This window comes from Dokdonella sp. (assembly GCF_049593775.1).
Classification (GTDB): domain Bacteria; phylum Pseudomonadota; class Gammaproteobacteria; order Xanthomonadales; family Rhodanobacteraceae; genus Dokdonella.
Genome location: NZ_JBAWHJ010000266.1, coordinates 1 through 8,135, shown reverse-complemented (window position 1 = coordinate 8,135; position 8,135 = coordinate 1). Strand labels below are relative to the sequence as shown.

At 58.9% G+C, this 8,135-nt stretch carries 9 protein-coding genes; 4 read left to right on the top strand and 5 right to left on the bottom strand.

Going from position 1 to position 8,135, the window contains the following annotated elements; translation table 11 throughout:
* Positions 1-85 precede the first annotated feature (85 nt).
* The 3 genes from WBP53_RS09470 to WBP53_RS09460 all read right to left on the bottom strand — a co-directional run bounded on the left by WBP53_RS09470 (position 86) and on the right by WBP53_RS09460 (position 3,437).
* Entirely contained in the window at positions 86-1,654 is a 1,569-nt protein-coding gene (locus WBP53_RS09470; protein WP_423928262.1) for a DHA2 family efflux MFS transporter permease subunit, read from the bottom strand.
* A 177-nt stretch (positions 1,655-1,831) separates the two neighbouring features.
* A complete protein-coding gene (locus WBP53_RS09465; protein WP_423928260.1) occupies positions 1,832-2,956 on the bottom strand; it encodes an HlyD family secretion protein in 1,125 nt (374 codons plus the stop codon).
* Between the two features lie 13 nt (positions 2,957-2,969).
* Positions 2,970-3,437 (bottom strand): MarR family winged helix-turn-helix transcriptional regulator, encoded by a 468-nt coding sequence (locus WBP53_RS09460; protein WP_423928258.1) that lies wholly within the window; start codon positions 3,435-3,437, stop codon positions 2,970-2,972.
* Between the two features lie 141 nt (positions 3,438-3,578).
* Between WBP53_RS09460 and WBP53_RS09455 the strand changes: the two genes are divergently transcribed.
* Positions 3,579-4,112: an O-acetyl-ADP-ribose deacetylase gene (locus WBP53_RS09455; protein WP_423928256.1), complete on the top strand. Its 534-nt coding sequence runs from the start codon at positions 3,579-3,581 to the stop codon at positions 4,110-4,112.
* A 173-nt stretch (positions 4,113-4,285) separates the two neighbouring features.
* On the opposite strand, the gene WBP53_RS09450 is transcribed toward WBP53_RS09455, so the two are convergent.
* Together WBP53_RS09450 and WBP53_RS09445 are read right to left on the bottom strand one after the other, a co-directional pair.
* Complete coding sequence (locus tag WBP53_RS09450) at positions 4,286-5,038, bottom strand: NYN domain-containing protein (protein WP_423928254.1); 753 nt, start codon at positions 5,036-5,038, stop codon at positions 4,286-4,288.
* A gap of 192 nt (positions 5,039-5,230) precedes the next feature.
* Entirely contained in the window at positions 5,231-5,827 is a 597-nt protein-coding gene (locus WBP53_RS09445) for a TetR/AcrR family transcriptional regulator (protein WP_423928252.1), read from the bottom strand.
* Between the two features lie 137 nt (positions 5,828-5,964).
* Between WBP53_RS09445 and WBP53_RS09440 the strand changes: the two genes are divergently transcribed.
* The 3 genes from WBP53_RS09440 to WBP53_RS09430 form a co-directional block, all read left to right on the top strand.
* The gene (locus WBP53_RS09440) at positions 5,965-6,525 is read left to right on the top strand and encodes a carboxymuconolactone decarboxylase family protein (protein WP_423928250.1); all 561 of its coding nucleotides are present in this window, start codon (positions 5,965-5,967) and stop codon (positions 6,523-6,525) included.
* A 429-nt stretch (positions 6,526-6,954) separates the two neighbouring features.
* Positions 6,955-7,371 (top strand): hypothetical protein, encoded by a 417-nt coding sequence (locus tag WBP53_RS09435; protein WP_423928248.1) that lies wholly within the window; start codon positions 6,955-6,957, stop codon positions 7,369-7,371.
* Between the two features lie 270 nt (positions 7,372-7,641).
* The coding region (locus tag WBP53_RS09430) for a glutathione S-transferase N-terminal domain-containing protein (protein ID WP_423928246.1) at positions 7,642-8,135 on the top strand (494 nt) is incomplete at its 3' end.

Sequence of the window (8,135 nt, the reverse complement as noted above, 5' to 3'; positions counted from 1 at the left end):
TCCCAATGAGATGTCTTGGTGCGTGTGCTGCATGGTGCCAAGTCTGGCTGTGATCAGACCGCCGAACGCGTCTGATTCATTCGTTTCACGACCCGCCTCGCCCGAAACGCCGGGCAGCGGCCTGCTTCTCCGTGGCCGGCACTTGCACCATCGTGGAGGTCTTGCGTCGTGGGACACGGAACAGAAACAGGAAGGGTAACGCGAACAGGGTCATCCACATCATCAGCCAGAAGTCATTGATATAGGCAATTGCGGCAGCTTGCCGCGTCACCTCCGCATTCAGTGCTGCCAGTCCTTGCTGCGTATCCGTATTCAGGATTCCCCCTGGAAGATTGAGGGAATAGGGTGTTATTCGCGACGCAAGTTCCTCGTGGTTGATCTGGGTACCTCTGGCGACCAGGGTAAACATGATCGAAATTCCCACGCTTGAACCAATATTCCGGGCCAGGCTGAAGATGCCTGCGGCCTCGGTGCGGGCCGACCCTGGCAAGGTCGCATAGGCCAGCGTGGAGACCGGCACGAAGACCAGACCCAGCCCCAGCCCTTGCAGCACGCCGACATTGATGATCGGCCACATTGGCACGTCCGGGCCGAACTGGGCGCTCAATCCAAGCGACAGGGCGATCATGAGGATGCCGATCGCCATCGGCTTGCGTGGATCAGTCCCGCGTGCGAGCAGGCGCCCTACCACGGTCATCGCAACAAGCGTTCCAATCCCGCGTGGTGCGAGCAGGAGGCCTGTGGTCACAACCGGATAGTTCATCAGGTTCTGCAGATAGGGTGGCATCAGCGCCATGGTCGCGAACAACAGGATGCCGACGATGAAGATGAAGAACGTGGCGACCCCGAAATTGCGATCGCGCAGCAAGCCCAGGTTGACGAAGGTACGTTCGCTGCTGCGCCAGTGGACCCAATAGAGGTAGAAACCGAGGAAGGCGAGCGCGCAGTCGATCTGGATCTCGATCGAGGAAAACCAGTCCCTTTCATTGCCGCGGTCGAGCAACAGCTGCAAGGCAGCAATGCCGACGGCAAGGAATACAAAGCCCCGCCAGTCAAATCGACTGCGGTAGGTATCATCAGCCGGCACGCTGGCCATGACTCCGAGAAGGGCGACGATGCCAATCGGCACGTTGATCAGGAATACCCAGTGCCAGCTGTAGTTCTCGGTGAGCCAGCCTCCCAGTGGTGGACCCACAATCGGACCCACCATCACACCCATGCCCCACAGCGCCATGGCCGCGCCATGCTTTTCCGGCGGAAATGCATCCAGCAGCGAAGATTGCGAAATCGGTACGAGGGCTGCGCCGAACAATCCCTGGAGTACCCGGAATGCGACCATTTCGGTGATGCTGGAGGCCAGGCCACACAGGACGGAAGCAACGGTGAATCCGGCGATGGCAACCATCAGCAGATGCCTGCGGCCAAAACGCGCGGCCAGCCATCCGGTAGCGGGCGTGGCGATTGCTGCGGCGACGATATAGGAGGTCAGGATCCAGGCGGCCTGATCCTGCGTTGCCGACAGGGAACCCTGCATGTCTGGCAAGGCAACATTGGCGATGGTCGAGTCGATCACCTGCATCAGGGTCGCCAGCATGATCGAGACGACCAGCAGCGGCAGGTTGTTGACCTCGCGATGCGAGGCGACGGTAGCCATGGTGTTTCCTGATGTTGGCCGGAACTTCGCCGGAGTACTCGATTACAAGGCGGCCGCCCCTAGGGTCGGCCACGCGGGTATCGAGGGATTGCGCAGGTCCGGGCGCGTGCGCTGGCATAGGAAAAGTGTGTGATCCAGAATCCGTCTACGCACGCGAATTGCGCCTGATCAACTGCCTCAGCGACTCATTGCGACTTCTTCTTTTGACCCTGCACTACTTGTCCAGCGTCCGAGCGGGGAGTGCTCCTTGCCGGTGTCAATCTTCACGTCGGCACTCATGCCTGCACGCAGTACGAGCCCATCGGCACTGGTCTGCGCAATTTCGAAACGTACGGGAATTCGCTGCACGATCTTGACCCAGTTGCCGGTCGCATTCTGTGCAGGAAGAATCGAGAATTGCGAACCGGACGCCGGACTGATCGATGACACGGTTGCAGGCCATTTGCGGCCGGGATAGGTGTCGACCACGATCTCCGCAGACTGGCCCACGCGAACGTTGGTCAGATCGGTTTCCTTGAAATTGCCTTCGACCCAGACGCTATGGGCAACCAGCGGCATGGCTGCCTGGCCGATGGTGAGATAGTCACCGGGTTGCAGATGCATCTTGCCGACCGTGCCGTCGATGGGCGCACGAACTTCAGCGTGAGACAGGTCGAGATTCGCCTTGGCCAACTGTGCCTTGGCAACCTTGTAGCCGGACAGCTTGTCCAGCGGCGTGTTGACTGCTCCACCCAGCATGGTCCGCGACTTGGCCAGCGTCGCCGCATCGGCATCGCGCGTTCCGCGCGCCGTGGCGACGTCATTGTCAGCATCATCAAGTACCTTCTGCGCGACAATGCCTTTCGCGCGCAATTCACGAATGCGCTGCAACTGTGCTTCGTGGTTGCGCAGGGTCGCTTCCGACGCCCGCAGGTCGGCACTGGCCGAACGGTAGGTATCACGCGAAGCGTTGAGGTAGTCGCCGGCCGCTTCGATCTGTGCTTGCATCTGGTCGACCGCGATCTGCAGGGGCTCGGGATCGATACGGAACAACAGGTCACCCTTGCGCACCGCCTGGTTTTCCCGAACGGCAACCTCAACGACAAGACCGCTGATCTGCGGTGCGATCGTGACCTGATCAGCCTGGACGTAGGCATTGTCTGTCGAGGTATAGCGCCCCGATGTGATGTAGAAATATCCCGCGACCAGGGCCACGGCCAGAGGACCTGCGATCCAGAGGATGCGGTTGCTGCGTTGTCTCTTTCCACTGCTCGCAGCGGTTTCGGCATCGGCCACGACTTCGTTTTCCAGTTTCTTGTTCATGACGGGTCCGTTGTCAGCTTGAGGTGAATTCAGCGCCGGCCTCGGTGCCGGATTCGATGGCGGAAAGATTGCTTCGAATTTTTCCCAGCACGCGTTCGAAGGCTTCGAAATCCGCAGTGCTTACGCCGGCCAGGGCCTCGCGCCGCAGTTCACTCGCGAGTACCTCCATGTCGTCGGTGACTGCGTGCGCCCTGCTCGTCAGATGCAGGCGCCAGCAACGTCGATCATTCGGATCAGCACGGCGCTCAACAAAGCCGGCGGCGGCCAGGCGATCAATTACCCGACCGACAGCAATCGCCTCCATCTCGAGGAACTCGGCCAATTCTGTCTGGCTCATGCCTTCACGCCGACGAATGGCCTTGAGCGCACGCCATTGCGCACGGGTCAGGGCATAGCGGATCGCGCGACGGTCGAAATGCTTGCGGAACAGGCAGGTGACGTCATGCAGGGTGTAGGCGAACGACTGGTGGGATGTATTCATGGTTGCCGAGGATATTATGTCCTAGGCAGGTAATTTACAACACCGATCAGTGCATTATTGCGTTCTCGAATATTAAATGGTTTACAATCAGATACTTGAATCCGCCATCCACTTGGCTTTCCGGGGCAGGCATCCGATAGCATGCGAATGATCGAGATCCGTGACACAGACATCACCGACCTTCACGTTGATGCCATCGTCAACGCCGCCAACGAGAGCCTGCTTGGCGGCGGCGGCGTTGACGGCGCCATTCACCGGGCTGCCGGCCCCGGCCTTCTGAGTGCCTGCCGTCGCCTGCCTGAAGTGCGACCTGGCATACGCTGCCCGACCGGCGAGGCCCGTATGACCGAAGGCTTCGCTCTGCCTGCACGGCTCATCATCCACACGGTCGGGCCAGTCTGGGAAGGCGGTGAAGAAGGCGAGCCCGCTCTGCTGACAGCGTGCTATCGCAATGTCCTCGGCATGGCTCGCGATCACTCACTGAAGTCACTGGCGTTCCCGGCCATCAGTTGCGGCGTATTCGGCTATCCGCCGGAGATGGCCGCGGTGATTGCGCTTGCGGAAATCGCTAAATCCCGGTGGTCCGGGCTGAAGATCACGCTCTGTTGCCGTGGCGACCACATCTTGCGGAGCTACCGGGATGCGGCGGAAAAGCTCGCGCTTGAAGTGGAATGAACCAGCAACCGCTATTCGCAGGTTGCGCTGTGTGCCCGATGCACTGCGGCATCCTTCAAAACTGCATCCGGAGTCGAGCGTTGCCCTGCGTGGTGCCGAAGCAGGACGCCGACATTGATGCTGCACCCTGAAAACAAGCAGGGCACATCATCGAGCGTAATCCAGGGCTGCGGTCAGGGCTGCTTGCCGCGCCTCTCACGCAGGTACACCGACTTGCCAGGCCCTGCCCCAACCACGCGTTCTTCCATATCGAACAACTTGCTCGCCGCGACCAGCTCACGCAGCTTGCGGAAGCCGTAGTTGCGCGGATCGAAATCGGGTGCCTGTTTGGCAATATGACTGCCGACCGGTGAAAGATTGGCCCAGCCGGTGTCATCCGATGCCGCCTCAACGGCCTTGCGAAGCAGGCCGGCCAGCTTGCGGTCCTTGCCAATCGCCCTGGTGGCCTCGGACTGCTTGGCAGGCGCATCAATTTCGTCGTCCTTCTCGACCAGGATCTCGGTGTAGATGAACTTGTCGCACGCCGCCACGAATGGTGTTGGCGTCTTGCGTTCGCCGAATCCGTATACGGTCAACCCCGACTCGCGAATGCGCATCGCGATTCGAGTGAAATCGCTGTCGCTGGAAACAATGCAGAAGCCATCGAAGCGCTCGCTGTAAAGCAAATCCATCGCGTCGATGATCATTGCCGAATCAGTCGCATTCTTGCCGGTGGTGTAGCGAAATTGCTGAATCGGCTGGATCGAGTGCGAGAGCAAGACCACTTTCCAGCCTTTCAGCTGCGGGCTGGTCCAGTCACCATAAATGCGCTTGACGCTGGCCGTGCCGTACTTGCTGATCTCGGCCAGCAGACCATCGACGATCGATGGCTGGGCGTTGTCGGCATCGATAAGCACGGCAAGTTTGCTGGATGCGGGACTGGTCATCGGTAATGCTCCCTGGCTGGATGTGTCGAGCATAGCGCCTGTGAGTCAGGATGCGGCATTCGCCCACCTTGGCAGTCAGTTGCCAACTCTTTGCAAAATGGAACGGGTCGATCAACGATTTCGGTTCTCGTGGCGACTCGTGCGCATGCAACTGGCGCAAAGCGATCTATCAAGTGCATCCGCAGGAATGACTCAGCCTGGCCGGTAGGCATCGAGCATGTCGGCCATATCCTCGGCAAGTGCTTCGATCTGTGCGCCGGGCACATTGCGTTCAGCAAATGCGCGCAATCCGATGATCTGTGTTTGCAGCAAGCGAGCCAGTCGAGGGCAATCCACATCCGCACGCAATTCTCCGGCTGCCCTGGCCTGCTCGAGCGCCTCGCAAAGTCCATGTTCGATGGTTGCAAGCATTGCCTCGACCTGAGACTTCAATGCGGCGTCTTCGGCGTTGACCTCAAGCAAGGTCTTAACCAGCATGCAAGCCTGCGCGGGAGCATCGGTGCCACAAGGGCGTGCAAATGAACGCAAGTAACGCTTCAGCCCCTCCACGACATCTGGAGATCTCTCCACAATTTGACGAAAGTCATCGCCTGCACGGGAGGCATACGCATCCAGCGCTTCCGCGAACAAGCCACTTTTGCTGCCGAAGGTGGCGTAGAGGCTGCCAGGACGCATATCCAGAGCACCTTCGATATTCTTCATGGAAGATGCGTGGTAGCCCCTGGACCAGAACAGTTCAACGGCTCTATCGAGGGCGACTTGGCGATCAAAACGCGCTGTGCGGGGCATGGTGTCTCTCGGACAAGGCCGCGATGAAGACGGCCGAAGTGGATTTGAATGATCGCTCAATAATAGCTTGACTACCGTCCGGGCTGCAATTAGGCTTGCTGGCATATCTGAACGATCACTCAAAAAGGAAACGCCGAATGAGCACGTTTACGTTGCACGACCTGAACAGCGCCCCTGAAGCCGCCAAGCCACTGCTGGAAGAATCCCAGAACGCCTTCGGCATGATTCCGGGCTTGCATGCGGTGATGGCGGAAGCTCCCGTGCTGCTGGAGGGCTACCGGGTACTCCACGGCCTGTTTCTCGACAGCAGCTTCAACGCAGACGAAAAAACCGTGGTGTGGCAGACGATCAACGTCGAACATGCCTGCCACTACTGCGTGCCCGCACATACGGGCATTGCCAAGTCGATGAAGGTATCAGACGACGTGAGCAATGCGCTGCGCGATGAAACACCTCTGCCCACCGCCAAGCTTGAAGCATTGCGCAATTTCACTCTTGCGATGCTGCGTCAGCGTGGCGAACTTGAGGAAAATCAACTGCAGGAATTCCTTGCAGCCGGCTATACCAGGCAAAACGTGCTGGAGGTCATCCTCGGCCTCAGCCAGAAAGTCATGAGCAACTACACCAATCATCTTGCCAAGACCCCTGTCGACGAACCTTTCAAGCGCTATGCCTGGGAAAAAAAATCATCCAGATAGCGGGAGATACGTCGGAGCAACCGTCCGTCGTGACGTACAACCTTCTAACAACGAAGGATCATCCGGTGAGCAGACTGAAAACGTGTCGCTGCTGGCAAGCGACCATTCAGCAAGCGGTTCGTCCTCCGTCCACGCATTCCTCGGCAACGGCGGGCAGGCTCAAAGCCCGCTCGCCAGGATCTCGATGAACGCAGGCGAGTCCGTGGCGTTGTCGGCTGATCCGCCTGCAGAGCAATTCGGTTCATCCCGCACTCGAATCAGGAAATGCGCATGACGGTCCAACTCAATGGAACTACCGAACGCTCTGCACGAAGTGAATTGCGACACCCGCTTGCAGGCGCCCGACAAGCGAGCGATACCTCGTTGAAGAATCTACCCAACGCGCTTCGGGCACGATTGCTGTATGCAGCCGGCCTCTTCGGCGCCGTGATGGGCGTCCTGTTCATCATCATCCAGCCCGTGTTCGGCATGGAGACGCTCACGAGTCGGCATGCTCAAATGTATCAGCAGCTTGGACACTGGAGCAGTGGAGCTGCCGTAGCCATTGCATGGATCGCTCACATGTCCGTATCCGTGATCTATGGCTTCCTCAGCGGCATCGTCGTCCTGAGATCCACGCGCCTGCCAATTGTTGCTCTGTTTACTTTAGTCTTTTCATGGCTGACGACGCTCTTGGCGCCGCCCGCAAATGCCATCATCGTCCAGCTTGTTTCCTTTCAAGAGATCAACGCCGGCGGATTGCCCGGCATGAATTTCAGCCTCGATGCGAAGTTCATGTTGCACCTCATGTTTTTTGCCGCGATCGGTGCAGCCTTGCATGCCTACAGGAAACACCTCAGCGTGTAGACCAGCACGGATGCAGGATTGAACCAGCGCCTGACAACTGCAACCGCAAGCTGCATGATGCAACGCAATCGAACTGCGGAACGCTCAGCCAAGGCCCTTCCATACAGTGGCAAGGTGCCAGGCCCTCGCCCGGCATTGGCGGCACCGGAAGGAAGCAGGCCCGCGAATGGCCATCAAGGCTCAACTGCCCACTCATGACGCTTCACCGAAAGCCGGACGCTCCACAATCACGGCCACCTGCCCCGCACAAGAAAAACAGAGGTACGAATCATGTCAGTCACGAACAACTATGAACCGCCCAGGATCTGGACCATGGATTCCGAAAGTGGCGGAAAATGGGCCACGATCAATCGCCCCATTGCCGGGCCCACACACGAGGCCACGCTGCCCCGTGGGCAACACCCTTTGCAGTTGTACTCGCTGGCAACGCCCAATGGTCAGAAGGTCACCATCATGCTCGAGGAGCTTCTGGCTGCAGGAGAGGCGGGTGCCGAGTACGACGCTCACCTGATCGAGATTGCCGAAGGACAGCAATTTTCGTCGGGATTCGTTGAGGTCAATCCAAACTCCAAGATCCCGGCTCTCTTCGATACCGAAACCGGCAGCCGCGTTTTCGAAAGTGGTGCGATTCTTCTCTACCTGGGGGAGAAATTCGGCCACTTCATGCCCAAACAAGCTGCAGCGCGTACCGAGGTCATGAACTGGCTGTTCTGGCTGCAGGGCTCGGCCCCCTATCTGGGCGGCGGATTCGGGCACTTCTATGC

Coding starts and splice junctions, on each gene's coding strand:
- WBP53_RS09470 (WP_423928262.1), bottom strand. CDS start 1,654: ATGGCTACCGTCGCCTCGCATCGCGAGGTCAACAACCTGCCGCTGCTG.
- WBP53_RS09465 (WP_423928260.1), bottom strand. CDS start 2,956: ATGAACAAGAAACTGGAAAACGAAGTCGTGGCCGATGCCGAAACCGCT.
- WBP53_RS09460 (WP_423928258.1), bottom strand. CDS start 3,437: ATGAATACATCCCACCAGTCGTTCGCCTACACCCTGCATGACGTCACC.
- WBP53_RS09455 (WP_423928256.1), top strand. CDS start 3,579: ATGCGAATGATCGAGATCCGTGACACAGACATCACCGACCTTCACGTT.
- WBP53_RS09450 (WP_423928254.1), bottom strand. CDS start 5,038: ATGACCAGTCCCGCATCCAGCAAACTTGCCGTGCTTATCGATGCCGAC.
- WBP53_RS09445 (WP_423928252.1), bottom strand. CDS start 5,827: ATGCCCCGCACAGCGCGTTTTGATCGCCAAGTCGCCCTCGATAGAGCC.
- WBP53_RS09440 (WP_423928250.1), top strand. CDS start 5,965: ATGAGCACGTTTACGTTGCACGACCTGAACAGCGCCCCTGAAGCCGCC.
- WBP53_RS09435 (WP_423928248.1), top strand. CDS start 6,955: ATGGGCGTCCTGTTCATCATCATCCAGCCCGTGTTCGGCATGGAGACG.